The 20,447-nt window shown below is 47.1% G+C and carries 29 protein-coding genes; 20 read left to right on the top strand and 9 right to left on the bottom strand.

The features are described from left to right. The 8 genes from LMG33818_RS04550 to LMG33818_RS04515 form a co-directional block, all read right to left on the bottom strand. The coding region (locus LMG33818_RS04550) for a hypothetical protein (protein WP_442322156.1) at positions 1 to 628 on the bottom strand (628 nt) is incomplete at its 3' end. 299 nt (positions 629 to 927) lie between these two features. Then, entirely contained in the window at positions 928 to 1,368 is a 441-nt protein-coding gene (locus tag LMG33818_RS04545; RefSeq protein ID WP_442322155.1) for a single-stranded DNA-binding protein, read from the bottom strand. 24 nt (positions 1,369 to 1,392) lie between these two features. Then, positions 1,393 to 2,229 carry a hypothetical protein gene (locus LMG33818_RS04540; RefSeq protein ID WP_442322154.1) on the bottom strand — a complete coding sequence of 279 codons (837 nt, stop codon included), beginning with the start codon at positions 2,227 to 2,229 and terminating at the stop codon, positions 1,393 to 1,395. After that, complete coding sequence (locus LMG33818_RS04535) at positions 2,226 to 3,056, bottom strand: PD-(D/E)XK nuclease-like domain-containing protein (protein WP_442322153.1); 831 nt, start codon at positions 3,054 to 3,056, stop codon at positions 2,226 to 2,228. Before LMG33818_RS04535 ends, LMG33818_RS04540 begins: the two co-directional genes overlap by 4 nt. 443 nt (positions 3,057 to 3,499) lie before the next feature. Further along, entirely contained in the window at positions 3,500 to 3,931 is a 432-nt protein-coding gene (locus LMG33818_RS04530; RefSeq protein WP_442322152.1) for a hypothetical protein, read from the bottom strand. A 73-nt stretch (positions 3,932 to 4,004) separates the two neighbouring features. Continuing rightward, positions 4,005 to 4,196, bottom strand: coding sequence for a hypothetical protein (locus LMG33818_RS04525; RefSeq protein ID WP_442322151.1), 192 nt, complete (start codon positions 4,194 to 4,196; stop codon positions 4,005 to 4,007). Positions 4,197 to 5,229: 1,033 nt separating this feature from the next. Beyond that, on the bottom strand, positions 5,230 to 6,099 hold the full coding sequence (locus LMG33818_RS04520) for a P63C domain-containing protein (protein ID WP_442322150.1): 870 nt from the start codon (positions 6,097 to 6,099) through the stop codon (positions 5,230 to 5,232). Between the two features lie 84 nt (positions 6,100 to 6,183). Next, a complete protein-coding gene (locus tag LMG33818_RS04515) occupies positions 6,184 to 6,951 on the bottom strand; it encodes an XRE family transcriptional regulator (protein WP_442322149.1) in 768 nt (255 codons plus the stop codon). Here LMG33818_RS04515 and LMG33818_RS04510 point away from each other — a divergent pair. The 14 genes from LMG33818_RS04510 (at position 6,950) to LMG33818_RS04445 (ending at position 14,591) form a co-directional block, all read left to right on the top strand. Beyond that, a complete protein-coding gene (locus tag LMG33818_RS04510; RefSeq protein WP_442322148.1) occupies positions 6,950 to 7,159 on the top strand; it encodes a transcriptional regulator in 210 nt (69 codons plus the stop codon). The genes LMG33818_RS04515 and LMG33818_RS04510 overlap by 2 nt on opposite strands. A 26-nt stretch (positions 7,160 to 7,185) precedes the next feature. Beyond that, entirely contained in the window at positions 7,186 to 7,779 is a 594-nt protein-coding gene (locus LMG33818_RS04505; RefSeq protein ID WP_442322147.1) for a DUF8585 domain-containing protein, read from the top strand. 58 nt (positions 7,780 to 7,837) lie between these two features. Then, positions 7,838 to 8,530, top strand: a complete 693-nt coding sequence (locus LMG33818_RS04500; protein ID WP_442322146.1) for a phage antirepressor KilAC domain-containing protein — start codon at positions 7,838 to 7,840, stop codon at positions 8,528 to 8,530. Then, complete coding sequence (locus LMG33818_RS04495) at positions 8,527 to 9,279, top strand: helix-turn-helix domain-containing protein (RefSeq protein ID WP_442322145.1); 753 nt, start codon at positions 8,527 to 8,529, stop codon at positions 9,277 to 9,279. Before LMG33818_RS04500 ends, LMG33818_RS04495 begins: the two co-directional genes overlap by 4 nt. Then, the gene (locus tag LMG33818_RS04490) at positions 9,269 to 10,060 is read left to right on the top strand and encodes an ATP-binding protein (protein WP_442322144.1); all 792 of its coding nucleotides are present in this window, start codon (positions 9,269 to 9,271) and stop codon (positions 10,058 to 10,060) included. The genes LMG33818_RS04495 and LMG33818_RS04490 overlap by 11 nt, the downstream gene beginning before the upstream one ends. Beyond that, complete coding sequence (locus LMG33818_RS04485; protein WP_442322143.1) at positions 10,057 to 10,248, top strand: hypothetical protein; 192 nt, start codon at positions 10,057 to 10,059, stop codon at positions 10,246 to 10,248. The genes LMG33818_RS04490 and LMG33818_RS04485 overlap by 4 nt, the downstream gene beginning before the upstream one ends. Then, a complete protein-coding gene (locus LMG33818_RS04480) occupies positions 10,245 to 11,123 on the top strand; it encodes a DUF3310 domain-containing protein (protein WP_442322142.1) in 879 nt (292 codons plus the stop codon). The genes LMG33818_RS04485 and LMG33818_RS04480 overlap by 4 nt, the downstream gene beginning before the upstream one ends. After that, the gene (locus tag LMG33818_RS04475) at positions 11,116 to 11,613 is read left to right on the top strand and encodes a hypothetical protein (protein WP_442322141.1); all 498 of its coding nucleotides are present in this window, start codon (positions 11,116 to 11,118) and stop codon (positions 11,611 to 11,613) included. Before LMG33818_RS04480 ends, LMG33818_RS04475 begins: the two co-directional genes overlap by 8 nt. 154 nt (positions 11,614 to 11,767) lie before the next feature. Beyond that, on the top strand, positions 11,768 to 12,070 hold the full coding sequence (locus LMG33818_RS04470) for a nuclease domain-containing protein (RefSeq protein WP_442322140.1): 303 nt from the start codon (positions 11,768 to 11,770) through the stop codon (positions 12,068 to 12,070). A gap of 367 nt (positions 12,071 to 12,437) precedes the next feature. Next, the gene (locus tag LMG33818_RS04465) at positions 12,438 to 12,800 is read left to right on the top strand and encodes an antiterminator Q family protein (protein WP_442322139.1); all 363 of its coding nucleotides are present in this window, start codon (positions 12,438 to 12,440) and stop codon (positions 12,798 to 12,800) included. Between the two features lie 145 nt (positions 12,801 to 12,945). Then, complete coding sequence (locus LMG33818_RS04460) at positions 12,946 to 13,434, top strand: lysozyme (RefSeq protein ID WP_442322138.1); 489 nt, start codon at positions 12,946 to 12,948, stop codon at positions 13,432 to 13,434. Positions 13,435 to 13,465: 31 nt separating this feature from the next. Beyond that, a complete protein-coding gene (locus tag LMG33818_RS04455; protein WP_442322137.1) occupies positions 13,466 to 13,849 on the top strand; it encodes a phage holin family protein in 384 nt (127 codons plus the stop codon). Then, entirely contained in the window at positions 13,822 to 14,193 is a 372-nt protein-coding gene (locus LMG33818_RS04450) for a hypothetical protein (RefSeq protein ID WP_442322136.1), read from the top strand. The genes LMG33818_RS04455 and LMG33818_RS04450 overlap by 28 nt, the downstream gene beginning before the upstream one ends. Beyond that, complete coding sequence (locus tag LMG33818_RS04445; protein WP_442322135.1) at positions 14,190 to 14,591, top strand: hypothetical protein; 402 nt, start codon at positions 14,190 to 14,192, stop codon at positions 14,589 to 14,591. Before LMG33818_RS04450 ends, LMG33818_RS04445 begins: the two co-directional genes overlap by 4 nt. A gap of 116 nt (positions 14,592 to 14,707) precedes the next feature. On the opposite strand, the gene LMG33818_RS04440 is transcribed toward LMG33818_RS04445, so the two are convergent. After that, positions 14,708 to 14,950, bottom strand: a complete 243-nt coding sequence (locus LMG33818_RS04440; RefSeq protein ID WP_442322134.1) for a hypothetical protein — start codon at positions 14,948 to 14,950, stop codon at positions 14,708 to 14,710. Between the two features lie 59 nt (positions 14,951 to 15,009). On the opposite strand from LMG33818_RS04440, the gene LMG33818_RS04435 reads away from it, so the two are divergent. From LMG33818_RS04435 to LMG33818_RS04410, 6 genes are all read left to right on the top strand, one after another. Next, positions 15,010 to 15,201 carry a hypothetical protein gene (locus LMG33818_RS04435; protein ID WP_442322133.1) on the top strand — a complete coding sequence of 64 codons (192 nt, stop codon included), beginning with the start codon at positions 15,010 to 15,012 and terminating at the stop codon, positions 15,199 to 15,201. A gap of 2 nt (positions 15,202 to 15,203) precedes the next feature. Continuing rightward, positions 15,204 to 15,731 (top strand): hypothetical protein, encoded by a 528-nt coding sequence (locus tag LMG33818_RS04430; protein ID WP_442322132.1) that lies wholly within the window; start codon positions 15,204 to 15,206, stop codon positions 15,729 to 15,731. Position 15,732: 1 nt separating this feature from the next. Further along, a complete protein-coding gene (locus tag LMG33818_RS04425; RefSeq protein WP_442322131.1) occupies positions 15,733 to 17,223 on the top strand; it encodes a terminase large subunit domain-containing protein in 1,491 nt (496 codons plus the stop codon). An 8-nt stretch (positions 17,224 to 17,231) separates the two neighbouring features. Beyond that, complete coding sequence (locus LMG33818_RS04420) at positions 17,232 to 18,611, top strand: DUF4055 domain-containing protein (RefSeq protein ID WP_442322130.1); 1,380 nt, start codon at positions 17,232 to 17,234, stop codon at positions 18,609 to 18,611. Then, positions 18,604 to 19,650, top strand: a complete 1,047-nt coding sequence (locus tag LMG33818_RS04415; protein WP_442322129.1) for a minor capsid protein — start codon at positions 18,604 to 18,606, stop codon at positions 19,648 to 19,650. Before LMG33818_RS04420 ends, LMG33818_RS04415 begins: the two co-directional genes overlap by 8 nt. Before the next feature lie 76 nt (positions 19,651 to 19,726). Further along, positions 19,727 to 20,440 (top strand): hypothetical protein, encoded by a 714-nt coding sequence (locus LMG33818_RS04410; protein WP_442322128.1) that lies wholly within the window; start codon positions 19,727 to 19,729, stop codon positions 20,438 to 20,440. Positions 20,441 to 20,447: the final 7 nt, after the last annotated feature.

Here is a 20,447-nt window from a genome sequence, read left to right as displayed (position 1 = left end):
CTCTCGACGCCATGTATTCCTCATGCGCAAGCCACGATATCTTCTGATCAATATCGAGATCATCAAACGTGTTGAACGTTGTCACCTCAGGCTCTTCATTTAACAACTGGCTTACTGCTTCCAGCTCTCCATTAGTAAGCATCAGTTCTTTCTGATACTTCGGCAGGATATTCTCAATCCCGTAATGGCCCATGGGAGTCATTACTGCTGCACGGGCGAACAGGTGACGCTTATTGATCTTCTTCTCGTTCTCGTCGCATAACCGAGTGAGAAAGGGCACGATACCTTCTTTATAAGCAGTAAACGGCTGCACAGACTCGCCTGCGACGATGTTACGGTACTCATTACAGTTGTTATCACGCATGTACGTGATCAAAACGGCTCGCCAGCGCCTTTTCTTGATGACTGCATGTTGCTCGGCGTAGTAAGCCATTTCGTCGTTACATGGCAGCACTCGGCGGGTAGGAGGCCATGGCTTGAGAAAGCCGTTATCTTCGAATGAAGATGTTTCATCTTCTTCATTGTCGAAGCGAATGCGGTAGTAACCTGCTGCCCATGCTTCCATAGATTCAGTGAAAGGGTCTTTACGCTTTGTATGATGCTTTTTCTTTCTTGGCTTTGTTGTCACAGCTCACCCCTGGCCTTTCGCATTTATTAGCCTCTCGATTAATCGTTTATTATCCGATTCAGACTCGCTCAATCGGCGCCTTAAATCTTCGCACTCTCGACACTTTGCTTCGTAATTGGCTTCCAACTTTGAGATATGAGCAGAAAGATCGACATATTCTTTAAGCGTTGATAAAGACATTAGATATTTACCCGCCATATTCACCTCAAAAAAAAGACCGCCGCAGCGATCTCCTAAAAATCGAAAAATTAGGAGTTCGTTTAACTTGAACTCCATTAATATTTATAACCTTATGTCATTCAAAACGGAATCTCATCGTCAAAGTCGTCAAATGAATTAGGAGTAGATGATCCGTTCGGCTGCTGATATTGCTGTCTTGCCTGATTCTGTTGCGGCTGCTGTTGCTGATAGCCTGTCTGCTGATTGCTTTGCTGTCCGCCGATAAGCCTTAGATCACTCACATTCAGGGTGATTCGAAATGCTGGGGTACCGTCTTGCTTCTGAAACTCTCGCTGCCCGATCTCCCCAACTACATGGACTTGCGTACCTTTTGTCAGGTGTTGAATCAAACTGCCCTCGGCACGCTTGCCGAATAATGCGCATTCAAGCCAAACCGTCTTTTTGTTCTGCCCGTATCCGCTATCAATAGCCACTGGGAAATTGGCAACAGCGATACCGCCTGGTGTGTGCCGTACCTCGGCATCGCGGCCAATTCGTCCAGTATCTGAAAAATTCTGCATGATTCTCTCCAAAATAAAGGCCGCTTATGCGGACTGCTGAGCTTCAGCCATTTGTTCGTTTAGTCGGTTGGCTTCGGTGCTTTCACGCTTCATATCAAAGTATTCAGACGCCTTGAACTGTCCGCTTTTCAGGCTGGTATATATCGTATGAAGTTCGTATAGGTCTTCATCATTAACATCATCAAGTGATTTTCCTATCCTGTTGCGGATCATCTTTTCAGTCACGTTAACTCGTTGAAATGATGAGATAAGTCGCTTAACTCTATCAGCCATTGGTATCGACACGTCCCCTTCAATCGTCTTCTTGCACTGCTCTAATGCTGCGTCTACAAGATCGGGGGGAAGAATCGCAATTAATCGCGCTCTCAGTCGTCTCGATCCCATGTTTGATGTTGTTTCGTAGATGTCTCGCTCATCTGTTAAGACAGTACCTCCTCCTCGCTTGTCACGGATATGACGAACAGTAAATCGCTGAGTAGATAGCGTGTTGGTTTCTAAATCCCATGCATAGGCCTCCATTTCGCTATTGCCTTCCTGACGGCTCAATTCACGGATACCAAACTCGATGTTGCCCCAGCATCTAGCCAGTTCTTCTGCCAACCGAATAGAGGGTCCTGTTACTAGTTGACCTCCTCTTGGATAACTATATGTGCTGGCAACGGCCAGTGATATACGAGAGCATGATTGCAGCACTTGGCTAAATGCTCTTGCTTCATCGCGGGGGAACTTCTTGGCAAGTAACAGCTTTCCCTGTGCTTCAGTGATAGCTCTGCTTTGCTCAATATGCACGGTGCCATGATTAACGTGTTCAGCCATCTGGGGCTGTCCAAATGGGTTTTGTGACTGTACGGCGGTATTCATGCTGCTAGCTCCTTCGCCCACCTGGGCAGAGATAGGGTTTCAATGCCCGGCCAGAATCCATTGGCCTTGCACTGTGAATAGGTTTGAACGTCATTTATGTAGGCATTGCGACCTGCCACCTTGGCCTCCAAATCCAGTGAGAAGAGGCGAACGGGGTAACGGCCACAATCAATTGATGTACTGAAGGCAATAAAGAGAAAACCCGCTGGGGGCTCACCAAACTGTGCTTCATACCCATCTGAGTAGAATGCATCTTGAACGTGGTAGCGATAGCCGTAGAATGCCCTGGTGAATCGATCCATATCCGCCGTGCTCTTGAGGTCCACTATCCAGCGCTGATTTGTACATAGCTTATCTGGGCGACATCGACATAACTCCCCGGTGCTCGATTCATTCCAATAGATACTGGATTCAACATCCCCATCCTGCTCAATCAGAAAACGTGCATTGGGATGCGCCATCACCGATTCGAATATCAGTTCTATCTTTCTACCTTCCTCAGCTGTTAGAACTGTCTGTCCAGTTAATGATGCTTCAAACTCTGCCCAGGATTCCTTGCCTGCCTTGGTATTGCGTGGAGCATTCTCAGGACCAATTGCATATTCAAGACGATATCGCTCAGGCTCAAGTATTCGAGCATGGCATGCATCACCCATATTGAGAGCCGTCTTTTTACTCTCATCTTCCGGAGCATTGCAGGACCACTGGAATAGAGAAGGTGACTTATGAATGAGGTCTAATTGGCTTTTAGATACGCCTGCACCTGCGTGGTATACCTCGTTAGGTATACCTATGTAGTATCCAGGGGAGGTTGGAGAAAATTGCATAATGTTATATCCTCTATATCGAACATTTCCCTGTGTTCATTGAAACGTTTTGTGCCCTCCACAAGCGTTTCATATTGGTAAGCTAGTCATTCCAAGCTAAATGGTTTTGCCAGAGCACTTGCTCTGGTTTTTTTGTGGCAAATTCTTTTGGAATGTACTAGATTAAGTATTGAACATTTCCCAATGTTCAAATTAATCAAAAGCCGCTTTTTTTGATTAATTATGCAAGTGCTACCAAAATGTGCGCTTACCAGAGACTCTGTCTCTGGTTTTTTTTGACTATTTTTAGAAATTTTCTATAATATGGGTCGAACAAGTACCCCTTGTTCGAGTTAATTATTGATCATTTGCTCTAATTAACTTCCATGTAGATTTAGCGATAAGTAATTTGCCGGAGATTTTGTCTCTGGCTTTTTTTTCCAGCTTTTTAGCAGCGTCCCTGCTCACCTTGATGTTCCTGTAAGCATCAACACTGGATTGTTCAAATGAGCATGCTTAGGTACACGCTGTGCAAATCCCATATCCTTTATGTGAATTATTCCCGTTGAATTGCCAAGCAGTTCATCCCTGAATCGTTCAAGTATTCCTGCTTTAACAATTCTGCCATTTTCGTCTTTCTCGCCGTTAAGCGTTTCATCCATGATCTTCCACAGATCAGCGCTATCACCGCTTGCAGCCTTAACCAGAGCCTTGTTGAAATCAGGTGCATCACACATCCAGTCCACTAGAAGATCGACACTGATATAGTCGTTGTAGTCCTCACCCTTTGTGAGCTTCTCATGTGCATCTTCTTCGATGCGATAGATGTAATCGTCTTTCGATTCAAGCCGACCCTGCCGAGCAGAATAATCAGCAATATCTGATTCAACGCTCATATCAATCCTCTCAAAAAAAGGTACAAAAAAAGCGCCATCAGGGCGCCATCAGTGCATATCCAAAATATCAGCATTACCAGCCTCTACGTGCTTTCCAATCATCGAGACGCTGCTTATTGCGTGCTTCATCATGAGTCAAAACACGCGGCCGGCAGTCGTCTATATCGACATTGCCCTTAACTCGATAGCGCAGGCGTTTGCCGATGGGTATCGATAAATCGTTTACCCTCAGTGAGCGGTCTTGAAGCTGTTGTGTGAGTGTCATAACCCCTCCAGGCATTAAAAAGGCCCGCTATGCGAGCCGTTAAGAATAAGTGCGCCTCCATTATCAGCGCAGCGCGACGCTATCTGCCGTTTTAACGTCTCGGGTGACTAAATCGGTGAATGGCCCTGTCTACATCGCACATCAAAATCTTATATAGGCGCGACCCCTTAAGATTTATTAACGCTTCAGGTTTCGGGGCCGGGCGATCTACCTGACTGATCTACAGTTAACTTATGCGTCCTCGGCACGCCTGCCGTATCCATCATTTGTTATCTGAAAGGATTTGAACCTTTGTCCTCCCGTTCCTAACCCCTACCCAAGACCATTCCCGATGCCCACCAGATAACGCCCTGATGGGACGGCGCAGATTTCACCCGACGCGATTACAGGCTATTTTCTGTGTCTCTCATTCTTGTGGGCGCGGGATTTCCTTGGCATCACTCAATCGCTTAACTATTGCGATGCTTCTCAGGAGACATATGAATGGATCAGTGATTTGTTTTCACCGATTGCCGGCCGTACATCCCTATTTGCCCAATTTGTGAAAAAGGCACGGCTGGCTAATTTGGTAAATCTGTCCGGTGTTACACGCCACCTCCGGATGGGTGATGATTTCCCTTACGCATCGCTGTGTTCGCCACGATCTCATAACGTTTTGCCTTCGCCTGTGATCTACCTCGCACCTCTCTTCGCTCAGTCCTACTCACAGTTCACCCAGCTATTTTCATAGTCTCCCGGGGAGAGCTGCCTGCTTTAGGATGGCGATGCGCTTACTACATCCGAATTTGTAAAGAGCACACGCTTCAGCGTTTGCCGTTGCGATGTGTTAAATATAGGATAACCGATAATATGAGTCAATAGGTATTCCTATATTTTTTTATAAAGGACGAAAAAAATCCGCTCGAAGGCGGATATTCAGGTATGCATTAGGTAAGAAGGGTAAAATAAAGCTATGAATCAGGAAGTGGTTTACTCATCGATGCAAATTAAGATGAGGTAAAATGACAATAAACAATCAATGAATGAATGCCTTTCAAATATCCAATTGTCCGGTTGATCCGAACTTTGGATAAGCTCTATTCAAAAGTTTCATGAATTGCTCGTTGTCTGAAGATGCATCCATAAGAGCCATTACTTTGACCAAATGCTCCTTAAGCTCAGGCACCCCTTCATCCTGAGTCAAGAACTGGTGATGTTTATGCGTTCGATTTCCAGATCTGTCGCGTGGATTTAGGCCTTTAAGCTTTTCTTTTATCCCAGGAGCAAGTCTATCGTAGACAATGTCATTAACCCAATGGCCAACATAAGAAGGGCGATTCAGTGCAATATAGGAGGGATACCCTTTTACCCTTATTAGCTTTATCCAAAATTCATCAGGAAAAGTTTTTGACCATCTACTCGCATAGTCATTGAGATATCTATTTAATATCTGCGAAAGAGCATTTTTTTCTCTTTGTTCTTGATAGCCAGTAGCCTCATCAATAAGAGCTATTATACCAACTCTAGCAAATGCTCTTATTAGCATTTCGGCATGCTGAGCATATCTTATTTCATGCTCAGTAGAGAGAGCGCCACTTTCTCTAGCTGTTAAAATTGATTCACAAAGCTCTTGAAGGACGTGCGCTTCATATCCAAAAGTTCCATCATCTCCTCTCGGTGTGTGCCATGAAAATTGTATGGGGTTTTCTATGGCCAACAATAAGTCATTGTTATAAAAAGGTTTTAGAGATTTATACTGAGATATTCTAGCAACTCCTTGGCCACGACCCTTCATCCCAATTGCACTTGTCAACGTGCGTCCTGATATTACTCTTCTTCCATCTTCAAGCACGAAGCAAGGTATATCAACATCGCCAATTTTTAGGTCGCCACGATGTGTAGCTTGTGGAATGTCTTGGGTCATAAGGCAACTCCCTAAAATGATTATCTGTATTTTTTTCCAATTTCATAAACCACTCATCACATCGTGCTCGATCGAAATGGGTTACTACATCAACCCTCCGCGCCAAACTACACGTCCAACGATGGGGATATTGGCCGCTGAAATGTCTCCCACAGGCTCATCCCTAAATTTTGCCTTATCTGGGTTATCACTAATGATTGTCCAATCGCCCGTGAAGCCCTGTGAGAGCCGTTTTACCGATAGGCTGAAGTCTGGCCTACGTATCGCATAAACCTTTCCCGTAACGGGCTCTATCTGCGATGTATCCACTAATAGCATGTCGCCTTCATTGATGTTCGGGTACATAGACTCGCCACAGGCACGGATAAGGCGAAGATTCTTTTCACGTAATCCTTGTCTTTGCATCCATTCTCGACGGAATGCCAGTGTTCCTTCGTTGACTTCCTCGACATTGACGTAACCGTCGCCAGCCGCAGCTTTGACGCTCAGTACAGGAATAAATGCATATTCCTCATTACTCACATCCTCAGCAATAATCGGTGACTGCATGCTAGGTAGCATTTCGCCTTCACCAGTGGCAAGCCAATCGACATTAACACCACATGCTTTGGCTATAGAAACTAGATGCGTAGTACTACCCAGGCTGTTTTCAAGTTCTGAAATTGTCGCCTGTCGTATTCCAATTTTTTCCGCAAGCTCTGCCTGATTAAGACCGGCCTGCTTTCGAGCCTTTCTGACTCTTTTTCCGACTGTATCCATAGATTGGCAATTTATAGGTGAACCTATAATGTTGCAAACAGGTAAACCTATATGTATTCTATCGGTATTCCTATATGAATGAGCTAAAGACATGAAAACACCTATTGAACGTCTAGTTAGCTTCTTCGGTACTCAGGAAAAAACTGCTGAAGCCCTCGGGGTTCGCCAATCAAGTGTTCATGGGTGGCTTAAGGGGAAGCATGGCATTTCGGAATTTCATGCTATGCGTGCAGAAGAACGTACCGGAGGAGCAATCACAGCTATTGAGCTGTGTCCCAAGCTGGCAACCATTGCTGCTTAAAAACAGATTACGAGACAAGAACGCACATGAATACGTCAGACAATCGACATCCTAGCCGTGACGCGTTGTTACGCGATTCACTGGGCCAGCTCAGGGAGCTGAAGGGCGTAACGCTCGATGCTTTTTCATTCACTTTGAATGCATTGGCTCATGCCATGTGTCCATCAAAGATGCTTGATCAAGCCGCACTGTCATCACTAACAGCTTTGGATGCCGGGGCAGTGCGTGTAATCAGCGCGTGGCGTAAGCGAGTCGAGCGATGGTCCACTGGTGACACTGAATTTCCAGCTTGGCTCGAAGAACCATGGTCACTGGCCCTTGAAGAGTACGGTGACAAGAACATTCGGCGAGCACTGACATACAGGCACGGCATGATCGGTGTCGAGTTACCGAAGGCTGAGAACGTTAATAGCTGTGGATTCCAGTCGATGGGCAATATTGCCGACGGGATGGGAGAAGTGCTCAGTCTTTTTGCACAGATGATGGATGACGGGGTGCTTGATCAAAACGACAAGCCCATAGCGTCTGAATTGATACCGCATATCCGCAAGGCCGTCTCAGTGCTCGTTGCAGGTGGAATGCTTGTGAGACGTGAAGTACTGGGTGAGACAGTTCAATAAACCAAAGCCCCGGCGACTTGGGAAGGTCGGGCCGAGGCTTTAACGAAGTGAGGTAATCATGAAGCAGATTGTTGAATTTAGCAAGCTGTCGATGGACAGCACGGAAATATCAGAGCTTGTCGAATCGCGCCATGACAAAGTTAAACAGTCAATCGAAAGACTGGCAGCGCGCGGCATTATCGAATTACCCCCAATGGGGGAAATTAAAACATCGACCAAGCCCGTTCATATCTATGTATTCGAAGGTGAAAAGGGACGACGCGATAGCCTAGTCGTTGTTGCCCAGCTATCTCCAGAATTTACAGGAAGATTGGTTGACCGTTGGCAAGAGCTGGAAGAAAAGGTTTCGAAACCCGTATTGCCCGATTTTTCTAACCCGGTTGAGGCTGCACGCGCATGGGCTAATGCCAAAGAATCGGAAATGAAAGCTATTGAGGCGGCACAGGCGGCAAAGCCTGCCGTTGAATTTGTTGACCGTTACGTAAAAGCCAACAACAGCAAATCTATCCGTGAGACGGCGAAAATTCTGCGAATTCCTGAAAAACAACTCATTCAGCAGCTGATTGACGACAAGATTCTTTATCGGCAGTCGGGCAATTTGCTGCCACACCAGAAACATCACAATGCTGGACGATTCTCTGTGAAAACTGGTGAAGCTAACGGGCATGCCTATACCCAAACACGAGTAACGGGTGAAGGCATCGACTATCTGGCTAACGCATACGGCTACATGATTGGGACGGCAGCATGAGTATCGAAGCAATGAGCTGGGCACTTAAGCAGCAACATACTACCGATCCCGGCGCTCGGGCTGTCCTGATTGGGTTGGCTAATCACGCTTATTCAGACGGCACTGATGCATTTCCATCAATATCAACGTTGGTGGGATACACAGGGCTGTCTGAGCGTACCGTCCAAAACAAGCTCAAATATCTACGTGAGATCGGACTAATCAGCCTTGGTAATCAGGATATTGCCCGAGCAAAAGGACTTCCTGCTGACAAGTGTCCTCGCGTATACAACATTCACCTTGATTTTGAACCTGAACTTGATTCAGAGCGGGGTGCAGCTCCTGCACCCGGTGCAAATGACGACACTACCGGGGTGCAACTGACGACAGAGCGGGGTGCAGCTCCTGCACCCGAAACGTCCTTTAACCGTCCTACAACCGTCCATAAAAAATCTAAGGGTGCGCGTGAGAAAAAATCGACACAACTCCCTGAAGATTTCCAACCCAACGACACGGCAAAGCGCAAAGCCGAGTCGTCGGGATTGAATATTCAAGAACAACTCGAATACTTCAAAGACTACCACGCTGCGCGCGGATCAACTTTTAAAGACTGGCAGGCTGCTTTCAGGACGTGGCTGAACAACGCCAACCGCTTTGCGACTCCGATCAACCGGTACAAGTCTAAACCACGCTCAACCCCCGGAATGCACACTGGTCTATCCGACTTTTCAAACGTCAAGACTCGGGAGGACGGTACCGTTGATTTCTGACATTGGTATCTCAATTGAGTCTCGCCCGTTCGAATGCGAAGTCCACGGCAGCGTCGAAGAGACCAGAGCAATTCTTCGAAAAGGTCCAACTTCTTGGTCCGGTTGCCAAGCATGTAATGAATCTCGCCGGGCAGAACAGGAACAGGCTGAAGCAGAAGCGACAGAGCGCAAGCGCGTTGAAAAGGCTGTCAAGGACGCTATTGGCTATGCCGCAATCCCGCCGCGTTTCGCTAACAAGAATTTCGATAGCTACGTCGCTAAAACAGACGAGCAGAAACGACATCTGGAACGATGCAAATCGTACGTTGAAAAGTTCGACGAGCATTTCAAGTCGGGTGCAGGGTTATTGATGATGGGCTCACCCGGCACCGGTAAAACGCATCTGGCTGTTGCCACACTTCATGCCGTCATCGCTGAGAAGCGAACACGAGGGCTGTATACAACAGCTGCACGGATGTTCCGGCGCATCAAATCGACATATGACCGCGACAGCGAAGAGACCGAAAGCCAGGTTATCGATATTTACTCACAGATCGGGCTGCTGGTGCTGGATGAAATTGGCCTTGGCTTCGGCAGCGACACTGAAATGAATTACCTGTTCGACGTTATCAATTATCGGTATGAGCAGTGTCTACCGACGATCATTATCTCCAACCGTCAGCCAGACGAGTTATCCAAGTGGCTCGGTGATCGCGTAGTGGATCGTCTGCGCGAATGCTGCAAAGCGATGAAATTCGACTGGAAAAGCGAGCGACGCGACATCGGGAGAGCCTCGGCATGAAGGAAGTTATCTCAGTTTTCACAGATCCCATCGCTGCGCTTGAAGAAGCCTCTTATCTCTACAACGAGAGGTGCATACCGCAAGTTATAAGGCGCTCCCCGAATGGAAAATATCGAGTCTATGACGATGATGGAAAAGGCCAGATCGAGAACATCGTTGCCCGCATCAACACGAGGAATTTTGAATGAACAGAGATGAATTGCTGACGAAGCTGGCGATGGAGTTGGCTGAGTTTCCGACGTCGATTCTAGTAGACATTGGTTTCATAACGACTTACTGGACGCTAGCTGTAGGTCCCTCCGGAATTGTGTTTATTCAGCCGTCGCTTAACGAAATCATTACTGAGAAAGATTGGCTACAGCGCCGTCGTTCTCTCGAACAAGAAAAATTCAGTATGAATATCGATTCAGTATTAACAAAGATTGTAATGGAGCTTCCGGAATGGCCCACAGAAGGTAAGCCAATTGATTATCTCCTTCCTGAGCCATGGAGCTGGAACGTTCAAGATATTGGGGTAAAGAGTTATACCGCACGCCGTGATTCTCCCGTCATGATCCTTACTGAAGAAAATTGGAAACACCGCCGACGCAAGCTGATCAACGAGCCTTTGGATAATGATGCGCCTGATTGGGCCGAGTGGGTGGCTCAAGATGAAGACGGGGAATGGTGCTGGCATTCTGATAAGCCAACAATTTATGTAGGTGGTTGGGGTGCCATTTATATGAAACGTACCGCCTCTAAAGGGAAGTTAGTTGCTGGACACAACTGGCGAAAAACCCTGCGTCGTGTGAAGCGGGAAGAGACAGCTCAAGAATCTATCCAAGATGACAATACTGTTCATGAACATGACCCAGTAAATCATCCGAAGCACTACAAACTGTTTCCCGATCTAGAATCAATCGACGTAATCCAGCGTTCATTGACGCCTGAACAGTTTGCTGGCTTCTGCATGGGTAGTGCCCTGAAATATCGATTGCGTGCAGGAGAGAAGGGCAATGCAGCCGAGGATTTAGCAAAAGCCAATTGGTATCGGGAAAAGCTGGCAGAGGTGGGAGATGAGTAAACGCCAGCCTATCTACCAACGTTGCACTGTGCTGTTTGATGAAAACGGAAATAAGCGTATGTGCTGGGTTGCTGCTTCTGTCACTGATGCGCAGGAGATGAAAGCACGTGGCTACAGGGTCGGTGACGTGGCCCGTACCGAAATGACCAAGCCGCGCAATCCTGAATTTCACAGACTGGCTCATGCCATTGGGGGGTTGTGTGTTCAGAACATAGAGGACTTCGAGGGAAAGACTTATCACGAGGCCATTAAGAAGCTGCAATTTGATTCCGGCATTAAGTGCGTGGTGACAATTACGGACATCCCGAACGTAGGGAGCCTGGAGAGCCGTCAGCCAGAAAGCATAGCCTTCGACAACATGGATCAGACTGAGTTTTTCGAGATGGTGACTGATTTGTGCTCATACATCGCAAAGACCTATTGGCCTTCCATGACCGGCGAGCAGGTTGAGGATATGGCTCAGGCATTTGTACAGGAGAGGGCTGCATGAAATACACCATTGGGTTTTTAGCTTGTTGTGCGGTGCTGTTCCTGATGTGCAAAAGCTGGGAGTGGGGGCAAGAAGATACAGTTAAGCAATGCCACTTGACCGGCTCATTCACTGTGCATGACAAAGTGTATAGATGCGCGACGGAGGGTGGACAATGAAAATAGTCAGCAAAGCCCTGCGCAACTCTGCTCGCGGCCGAAACTGCACGCTAAGGCTGCCGGGGTGTAATCACAATCCGGAGACCACTGTTCTCGCTCACTTACCAACAGGCATGGGCGGAATGGGAATGAAGTCGCCTGACATGATCGGTGTATTCGCTTGTAGCGAATGTCATGACCGACTCGACTCACGAGTGCGTGGTGCTGAGATTGATTGGCGCGATATAACACGAGCTTTAGCCGAGACACAGCAGCAGTGGATTGAAGAAGGTCTGATGACGATCAAGGGGGTGGCATGATCCAGTTGTTCGTTCCATGGCTCGGTCCAAGCCTAAATTCAATATACGCAGGTATCCATTGGTCAAAGCGAAAAAAACACGCTGACGCTGCTCACTGGGCTGTTAAGTCAGCTGTCACTAATACAGGGATTAAACGTATTGATTCACCAGTAGGCCTGTCATTCACGCCAGTTCTTGGCAAAGGTAAGAGAGCACTTGACTGTTCAAATTATGGCTATGCGGTAAAGCTTCTTGAGGATGGTCTTGTGCGAGCCGGAGTGCTAGCTGATGACACAAATCAATACGTAGTGGCGACATGCATAACAAAGCCAGTACGTGGAGAGACAACGGGTATGCTGATCCAGATAGAACAACAGGAGGCCATCGCATGATTACAATCCAAGAGACGCAGCGCCTTCTGACTCAGTGGGGAATCTGGATACACATATCATCGGGCGCACCAAAGTTAACAGGTGATATGGAGCTGGTAATGGCCGAAACAGAAGAATTCCAGCCGTCAGATTGCTGTATCACGGATGATGAAGGGTTAATGGTGGATGGTATCGTGGCTCGGCTGTCTCAGCTTGATCCTGAAATGGGCAAATTGATTCGAAGGTATTACAGCGACAAATACTCAAGCATCAAGCAGATTGCAAGAGACTACAGGACTAGCGACAGGCGAATAAGCACTACTATTAAGGCAGGGGAAGGATGGATTGCTGGTGTTCTTAACGAAAAAATGGCTGCATAAAAAAATCAACATGGTGTAGTTATTGACAGCGCGACGCGCAACATATAGTATTTCTGTTAATCTGTGGTTAGTTGCGAGATCACAGCACAATCTTCTAAAGCCTCGGCCTATTCGGTCGGGGCTTTTTGCGTTTAGGGTTGCTGAAATGGGATACCGACCAAGCAAGAAGACGGGAATTGCTGGTGCCGTCATTGCTGGGGGTATTGCTATTGCAACCCCGCTTATTAATCACTTCGAAGGCCATCGGAAGATGGCATACCTGGATGCTGTGGGAATCCCTACGATCTGCGCAGGTATAACAGCCGGGGTTCATCTTGGTGACGTTGCAACCGATCAGCAATGTGATGCGAAGGTTGCACAGGAATTACAGGTTCGAGCCAAACAAGTATCCGGCGTCCTTAATCCTTCAACCCCGATGAGCAAATCGCGCTTCGCAGCATTCCTTGATTTTCAATACAACGTGGGCCAAGGCGCATTTCAGCGCTCATCGATCGTTCGAAAATTCAATGCTGGTGATGTTACGGGAGCTTGTAACGCTCTCCTGCTGTATGACAAAGCAGGTGGCCGTGTATTGAACGGATTGAAGGCACGACGCGAATATGAGCGAAAACTCTGCTTAATGAATAATCCGTAAAACGGAGAAAAAATATGAATGGGAGCAATCAATGGAAACGCCGCCTCCTAATGATTCTGGCTGGCTTGTTGCTCTGCTGTTTAATCATTTGCCAGCGCTTTACAACGGCGCTGTATCTGCAATCTCTCGTGCAGCGTGGCTCATTACAAAAGCTAAGGAGCCATGGCACACGATTATCAAAGATAGCTTGTTCGTCGGCTTTATCACTATCGTTGTTACCCCAGCGATTAATTCGGCACTTGCCGCCTTGGGTTACGACACGTCTTATAGCGGAGCTGTTGCTATCGCAATCGGTCTTTTGGGTGTTGGCACAATTCGTGCCACGATCGTTTCTTACCTGAACGGGCCCATGGATAGCGCGAAAACTGTCGTTGGAGCGATCAAAGAATGGCTGGACAAGAGAAAGCAGAAATGAATGAGCGTGGACTGACGAAGCTTGAGCTTGTGTTCCTGGTTATCACTGTTGCAGCTCTCGGGCTATCAAGTGTCATGTTCACACTCTGGCATAAAGCTGATGCGCAGAATGACACGCTAGTTGAGCGAGTATCGCAGCTTGATCGTACCGTTCATGACTATCACGACCAGTTTCGCCTCAACCAGCTCGAATTCAACGCGATCAACACTGGTCTGAATATTCGGCGGCATGAAGTCGCGCAGTTTCGCGATCAGCGCGACAAGAACTGGTCAAGACTAGTCGGTGTGTGTACTGAACTACGTGTACGCGGTCACGATAATGCAGCATGTCGAGGTATCGAATGATCCTTCGTTATCTTAAATTGTGGCCGTATGCCTTGATCGCACTGCTGGCTTACGCATGCTGGCATTATCGGGGATCTGCAGCTTCCTGGCACAACAAAGCCAATCAGCAAAAGACTCGGGCAGACAAAGCTGAAGACGCTAACACAACGTTGATGGCGTCGAATGTTCAACTCGATCAACGTAACAAGACACTTCTGGAATCTCTCAATGTACGAAGCACCGAGCTTGAAGTTACGCAGAAGCGTGCAGAAGCTGCCCGATCAGCATATGAACAGGCGCTTAGCACTAATCGTGATTGGGCTAGTGAGCGCGTTCCTCGCTCTGTCGCTGACAGCTTGCGCAGGGCAACAAGTGGTGTACAAGACGATTCCAGCACCGAAGGTACAGCTTCCAAATGACTGGACGGCGCCGCTTCAGAAGCCCAATTGCCTTTTCCAGTCGAATGCAAATATCGGCGAATGCATCTTGATGCAAAACGACGTGATCGAGCGTGCGAATGCGGATAGGGAAGCTATTAGGCGCGTGATGGAGAAACAGTAATACGTTCCATGCCTAAAGATTCTAATTGACCGTCTATTTTTTCGAAATCAGTTAGAGGCATTGGAAACCTAACTTGCCACAATAATTGTAAATCGTCCTCTTTATTAGGTGGTAAATATAGATATATCTCATCAGTTATATCGCCTGTTTCATCGTCTACAACATTGCCCAAGTATATATCGTTACCACAATGGGTTGATTTATAAATTTTTTCCATAGAAAACCCTTAAAAGTAAATATTATCTACTATGCGGCTGAGGCTGTCACGGAGGATGTATGTCAATTGAAGTACGCGTAGTTCCAATGGAACGTTACCAGGTCACCCGGTCAACCGATCAGGGTATTGTGACCGTTGCTGAGAACCTGACAAAGGCTCAAGCCGAAGATATTGCCAGTGCGATTCATGCCAGGGCAGATGCGGCAGGCAAGAATGTTTTACCGATTGTTGAATTACCTCTGAAGGAATAGTTATGGCTAAGAGTCAACCTGACTGGGAGGCCATCGAGTCGGCCTACCGGGCTGGCTCTTTGTCTATCCGTGCTGTTGCAGACAAATATGGCGTAAAGGAATCAACGCTACGCTCAAGAGCAAAAGCCAATGGCTGGAAGCGTGATCTTTCCACCAAGGTTAAGCAGAGCACAAAAGAGAAGGTTTCGCGCACCGGTTCGCGCACTGGTGATAAATGCGCAAATCCTACACGCACAGATGAAGAAATTATCGATGAAGCCAGTGACGAGGCGGCTTCCGTTATATTCGCGCACCGATTCGAACTTGCGCAATGGCGAAGATTATCTAGAAAGTTGAGTGATGCACTTTCGGAGATGGTTGTAAATGATTCAAATCATGACAAGTTTGCTCGTTCGCTTAATGCCGGTGTCGATGCTGAAGCAAAAGTTATAAAGCTTGAGCGCCAAGCATACAACATCGATGACGACCCACAACGGAATGATACTGAGTCACTTTCTGATCTGATGGACGAGCTATCCAGCGAGGCGTGATATGGCCCTATCAAAAGAGCATAGGGCAAGGCTCAAGGACAAGCTTTTCCGACTGAATAACCTGTATTTCATAACGGATAAGCGTGGCAAGAAAGTGCGCTTCAGGATGACGCCTGAGCAGCTTTCGTATTACGAATGTATGCACTCCCGTAATTTGATTCTGAAAGCACGTCAGCTTGGCTTTACAACCGAGCAGTGCATCATCCAGCTTGATGCGGCATTGTTTGAGTCAGCAAAATGCGCGCTTATTGCCCACACCCTTAACGACGCAAAACGCCTGTTCCGAGAGAAAATACAGTTCGCTTACAAGAACCTTCCCCTTGATCTCCGCCAGGCAAATCCAGCAAGCAATGATGCCGCCGGTGAACTGGTTTTCAGCAAGGGTGGATCGTTATATATCAGCCCGTCTTTCCGTGGTGGAACGCTACGTTATTTGCATGTGAGCGAATTCGGAAAGATATGTGCCAAGTTCCCTGATAAGGCCAGAGAGATCGTCACAGGTGCTTTCGAGGCGGTAGCTTCAGATTGCTTCGTGACGATTGAATCAACAGCAGAAGGGCGTGCCGGTCACTTTTTCGAGTACAGCCAACAGGCAGAGAAACAGTCGCTATCGGGTAAGCCGCTCGGCGCACTGGATTGGAAGTTCTTCTTTTATCCGTGGTGGCGCAATCCTGACTACTCGCTGCCGGTAGAAACTGGCATTCCCCAACGTCTTGTTGAATATTTTGCCAAGCTGAATGCTCGCTATGGCATCGAGACTACTGCTGAACAGCAGCAGTGGTACGCCGCCAAGGAGCGCACCCTAGGCGATGATATGAAGCGTGAATATCCGTCATTGCCTGCCGAAGCCTTCCAGCAGTCAGTAGAAGGCGCTTACTACGCTAAACAATTTCAATATCTGTATGCCAATGGTTGCATTGGTACGTTGCCCGATAACTCTCATCTACCAGTTGATACCTACTGGGATATCGGTGTGGGTGACTCAACGTCTATTTGGTTCGTTCGTAAGGTCGGTAATGAATACCACGTCATCGATTATTACGAGAATAGCGGTGAGGGTCTTCAGCACTACATGAAGGTGCTTAAAGATAAAGGTTACACATATGGGCGCCATTGGGCTCCTCATGACATCGATAACCGTGAGTTTGGGTCAGATGGGCGTACTCGACGTGATCTTGCCCGTGAAGGATATGAGATTGACGGAGAGCGCTACTCTGTTCGGTTCGATGTGGTGCCCAAGCTGGGTATTGATGATGGTATACAGGCTGCCCGTGAAATTCTTCCCAATTGCGTGTTCGATGAAGCCAAGTGTAATGAGGGTATCACTGCCCTGGAGTCATACCGCAAGGAATGGAATGACAAAATCGGTGCATGGAAAGATCGTCCCTTGCACGACTGGTCTAGTCACTGCGCCGATGCCTTCCGATATTTTGCTGTAGCTAATTCTCGCAGACAACGCACTACAAGTATCGCCGTTCCCGGCTTTAGATAGGAAATTTCATGCCTGTTTCAATATTTCACCCAGCCTATTATGAGTATCTGCCCCAATGGCAACGTATGCGTGATGCTGTTGCAGGCGAGGAAGCTATCAAGACAGCTGATAACCTATATTTGCCTAAGACCGACGGCCAATTGATGCTTGAGAGCCGAGGAAAGATAGACGGCGGTATTGATCCAAAAGAATTCTACAAGTCATACAAGCAGCGGGCGGTTTATCCTTTATCCGTTAAAGATGCTATACGTTCCATGATGGGGCTTGTTGCACGCCAGACACCAGAAATAAGCATGCCTTCAGGTTTAACAAGTATGGAGGAGAATGCAACGGCTGATGGATTTGGGCTTAAACAGCTTTGGCTTCGGGTTGTCCGTGAGATTTTGATTACTGGACGTTGTGCATTATACGGAGATGTTGACGATAACGGACTTCCGTATATCGCTACTTACAGTGCAGAGAATGCCATCAATTGGAAAACAGAGGATGTTGGTGGTCGATGTGATCTTACATTGGCTGTTTTCACTGAAGCTTATTCAGCTGACACCGATGATGAATTTTCCCATGAATGTATGACGGCTTACCGAGTCATTGATCTATACGATGGCAAGCTAAGAGTCAGACTGATGGATGAAAATGCCACGCCACTTGGAGATGAGTACAGCCCCGGCCTATACGACAATAGTGTGCTGGATGATTCTCAACAAATATCTGGAATTGACTTTGTTCCTGTCATTTATGCTGGCTCGACAGATACATCTCCTGATGTTGATGAAATTCCCTTGCTTTCAATGGCAAATGCATCATTGAAATATTATCAATTGAGTGCAGATTACTTTGAGGCATTACATAAGACTGCATTCCCTCAGGCATGGTGTGCAACAAATGATGACTTTAAGGTTGATCTTGCTGGCCCCGGAACGCTCTGGCAGGTAGGTCAGGGTGGTCAATTTGGTTATCTTGAAATATCAGGCTCAGGACTGTCAGAAACACGTCAAAGCATGGAGAGTCAGCGAGCCATGGCCCTTGAGGCTGGTGCACGCGTTATGGATATAGGTGTAGAGTCAGGCGACGCTCGTCAAGCCCGCCAAAATGATCAATATGCCACTCTATATTCGATAGCGATCAATGCTGCAGAAGCCGTCGAAACCATGTGTCGATACTTGGCAACGATGCTTAATCGTGACCCAAGCGAGGTAACATTCAGTATTGATCCAGACTTTTCTGATGTGCAGACCAATCCTCAATTGGCCGCCACGATTCTCCAATCGGTTATGGCTGGATATGTTAGTGAAGATGCTTATTGGCAATACCTGACTACCGGAAAATTGCCTGATAGGTCGTGGCAGTTGGAAGAGGCCAACATAAACGGTGCTGTAAATGGATAAAAATGTTCAGCATGCTATAGAGTTGGCGCTCATTCAGCATACAGCTTATGCTTACCGTGTTTCGACTGCTACCGTCAGGGCCCAGCTCAAAAATATCGATCAACTTGTCCTTGAATTGACCAATGAGCTACAAGGACGACTTAATAACCTGACGCATGCAGAGACCGAGGCATTCATTGCAGGTAAATACACAACCGCGCGTTTGAAAGGTGTCAAAAATATTATCGATCAATTCCAGGTCGATTTATACAACGGCATGGTTAGTGGATGGAAAGGAAGTGCTACTGATCTGGCTGGTTATGAGGCTGAATACACCAACAACTTGTTTCATAAGGTAGGCAATCTTCCCGAGCAAAATATAAAGACAAATGACGTCTATCAGCAGGCTATGAATGAGCCTGTGCAGGTAGGGGCATATAGCCTTTTATTGCTCCCTTGGATGAAACAGTGGTCTACAAATGCAAGCATTCAGGTATACGGTGTCATTCAGCAAGGGTTAAGCCAAGGTCAACCGGTCAGCGACATCATGAAGTCAATGACCGGCACAAAAGCGTTTAAATACAAGGATAGCGCAGTACAGCCTATCAAACGGCTTGCTGAAACGATTATACGAACAGGCCGACATCATATATCCAGTTTTGTGCAGCTTGCGGTTTACGAAGCGCTGGGTATCAAGGAAGTGATATGGAAGGCGCAACTGGAATCCTCAACCTGTAAGTTGTGCGCAATCCGTGATGGAACCATTTACCGTGTTGGTGAACGATACCCAAAGCCACCAGCTCATCCCAATTGTAAATGTGCGCTCATCCCTCTGTTACCCGGGGAATCATGGAGTGACGATAAAACACCTTCCTTTACTGAATGGTTCCGACAACAGGGAGCAACTTTTCAGAAGAATTGGCTTGGGATTGCACGTTATAAGTTGTACACGCAAGGAAAATACACATTGGATAGATTTGCAGATCCATCCGGCGAGATTTATACCCTAGATGAATTGAGGGAAATGGATAAATCGACGTTTGATACGATATTGGGTTAAAAATTTCATACATAACCACCTTCGGGTGGTTTTTTTATGCCTGTAAGGCAGGTTAATTCATCCCAAGGGGATAACAATGGCAGAAGAGAATCAGGAATCACAAGTCAACCTTGAGGACCCGACAATACAGGCGGCCATCCGTGAGGCGGTAGATGCTGAAGTTAATGGTTTGAAAAGCAAGCGGGACGAGCTGTTGGGTAAAAATAAACAGCTGGCTGAAAGTCTTAAGTCATTCGAAGGGTTTGATCCAGAAGAGTACAAAGCACTCAAACAGCAACATCAAGAAGCTAATGATAAACAGCTTATTGATGAAGGAAAAATTGAAGAGCTGGTATCTCAACGCGTCGAACGAATGAAGACGGGTTTTGAAAAGCAGCTACAGGAAGCGAATGATAAAGCGAGTCAGGCATCTGCATTTGCTGACCGTTTTCGTGGTCGAGTATTAAGCGATGAGCTACAAAAGGCAGGTTCTGAGCTTCATCTTTTGCCACATGCATTACAAGACGCCATCTATCGAGGGAATGACATTTTCACTGTAGATGATGAAGGGAATGTCATACCAAAAGAAAATGCTGGGCTGGATGCCAAGGGTAATGCCCTGACACCCAAAGCTTGGTTGGAGAGTATGCGCGAAACTGCGCCACATTGGTTCCCAGTACCCAAGGGGTCTGGTGCAACTGGAGCAAATGGCGGCAAGGCCAGCCTGAAACGCTCAACGATGAGCGCCTCAGATAAACGAGAGTTCATCGAGAAAAACGGGCAATCAGCCTATTTAAAACTTCCTAACTAGGAGAAAA

The organism is Cernens ardua, from assembly GCF_051251085.1.
Lineage (GTDB): Bacteria > Pseudomonadota > Gammaproteobacteria > Pseudomonadales > Halomonadaceae > Cernens > Cernens ardua.
This window is presented reverse-complemented; position numbering and strand designations above follow the sequence as displayed.

Coding starts and splice junctions, on each gene's coding strand:
- LMG33818_RS04420 (WP_442322130.1), top strand. CDS start 17,232: ATGCCTGTTTCAATATTTCACCCAGCCTATTATGAGTATCTGCCCCAA.
- LMG33818_RS04540 (WP_442322154.1), bottom strand. CDS start 2,229: ATGAATACCGCCGTACAGTCACAAAACCCATTTGGACAGCCCCAGATG.
- LMG33818_RS04495 (WP_442322145.1), top strand. CDS start 8,527: ATGAGTATCGAAGCAATGAGCTGGGCACTTAAGCAGCAACATACTACC.
- LMG33818_RS04475 (WP_442322141.1), top strand. CDS start 11,116: ATGAGTAAACGCCAGCCTATCTACCAACGTTGCACTGTGCTGTTTGAT.
- LMG33818_RS04515 (WP_442322149.1), bottom strand. CDS start 6,951: ATGTCTTTAGCTCATTCATATAGGAATACCGATAGAATACATATAGGT.
- LMG33818_RS04470 (WP_442322140.1), top strand. CDS start 11,768: ATGAAAATAGTCAGCAAAGCCCTGCGCAACTCTGCTCGCGGCCGAAAC.
- LMG33818_RS04425 (WP_442322131.1), top strand. CDS start 15,733: ATGGCCCTATCAAAAGAGCATAGGGCAAGGCTCAAGGACAAGCTTTTC.
- LMG33818_RS04545 (WP_442322155.1), bottom strand. CDS start 1,368: ATGCAGAATTTTTCAGATACTGGACGAATTGGCCGCGATGCCGAGGTA.
- LMG33818_RS04535 (WP_442322153.1), bottom strand. CDS start 3,056: ATGCAATTTTCTCCAACCTCCCCTGGATACTACATAGGTATACCTAAC.
- LMG33818_RS04455 (WP_442322137.1), top strand. CDS start 13,466: ATGGAAACGCCGCCTCCTAATGATTCTGGCTGGCTTGTTGCTCTGCTG.
- LMG33818_RS04445 (WP_442322135.1), top strand. CDS start 14,190: ATGATCCTTCGTTATCTTAAATTGTGGCCGTATGCCTTGATCGCACTG.
- LMG33818_RS04410 (WP_442322128.1), top strand. CDS start 19,727: ATGGCAGAAGAGAATCAGGAATCACAAGTCAACCTTGAGGACCCGACA.
- LMG33818_RS04510 (WP_442322148.1), top strand. CDS start 6,950: ATGAAAACACCTATTGAACGTCTAGTTAGCTTCTTCGGTACTCAGGAA.
- LMG33818_RS04435 (WP_442322133.1), top strand. CDS start 15,010: ATGTCAATTGAAGTACGCGTAGTTCCAATGGAACGTTACCAGGTCACC.
- LMG33818_RS04480 (WP_442322142.1), top strand. CDS start 10,245: ATGAACAGAGATGAATTGCTGACGAAGCTGGCGATGGAGTTGGCTGAG.
- LMG33818_RS04430 (WP_442322132.1), top strand. CDS start 15,204: ATGGCTAAGAGTCAACCTGACTGGGAGGCCATCGAGTCGGCCTACCGG.
- LMG33818_RS04500 (WP_442322146.1), top strand. CDS start 7,838: ATGAAGCAGATTGTTGAATTTAGCAAGCTGTCGATGGACAGCACGGAA.
- LMG33818_RS04465 (WP_442322139.1), top strand. CDS start 12,438: ATGATTACAATCCAAGAGACGCAGCGCCTTCTGACTCAGTGGGGAATC.
- LMG33818_RS04530 (WP_442322152.1), bottom strand. CDS start 3,931: ATGAGCGTTGAATCAGATATTGCTGATTATTCTGCTCGGCAGGGTCGG.
- LMG33818_RS04505 (WP_442322147.1), top strand. CDS start 7,186: ATGAATACGTCAGACAATCGACATCCTAGCCGTGACGCGTTGTTACGC.
- LMG33818_RS04485 (WP_442322143.1), top strand. CDS start 10,057: ATGAAGGAAGTTATCTCAGTTTTCACAGATCCCATCGCTGCGCTTGAA.
- LMG33818_RS04525 (WP_442322151.1), bottom strand. CDS start 4,196: ATGACACTCACACAACAGCTTCAAGACCGCTCACTGAGGGTAAACGAT.
- LMG33818_RS04520 (WP_442322150.1), bottom strand. CDS start 6,099: ATGACCCAAGACATTCCACAAGCTACACATCGTGGCGACCTAAAAATT.
- LMG33818_RS04440 (WP_442322134.1), bottom strand. CDS start 14,950: ATGGAAAAAATTTATAAATCAACCCATTGTGGTAACGATATATACTTG.
- LMG33818_RS04450 (WP_442322136.1), top strand. CDS start 13,822: ATGGCTGGACAAGAGAAAGCAGAAATGAATGAGCGTGGACTGACGAAG.
- LMG33818_RS04460 (WP_442322138.1), top strand. CDS start 12,946: ATGGGATACCGACCAAGCAAGAAGACGGGAATTGCTGGTGCCGTCATT.
- LMG33818_RS04415 (WP_442322129.1), top strand. CDS start 18,604: ATGGATAAAAATGTTCAGCATGCTATAGAGTTGGCGCTCATTCAGCAT.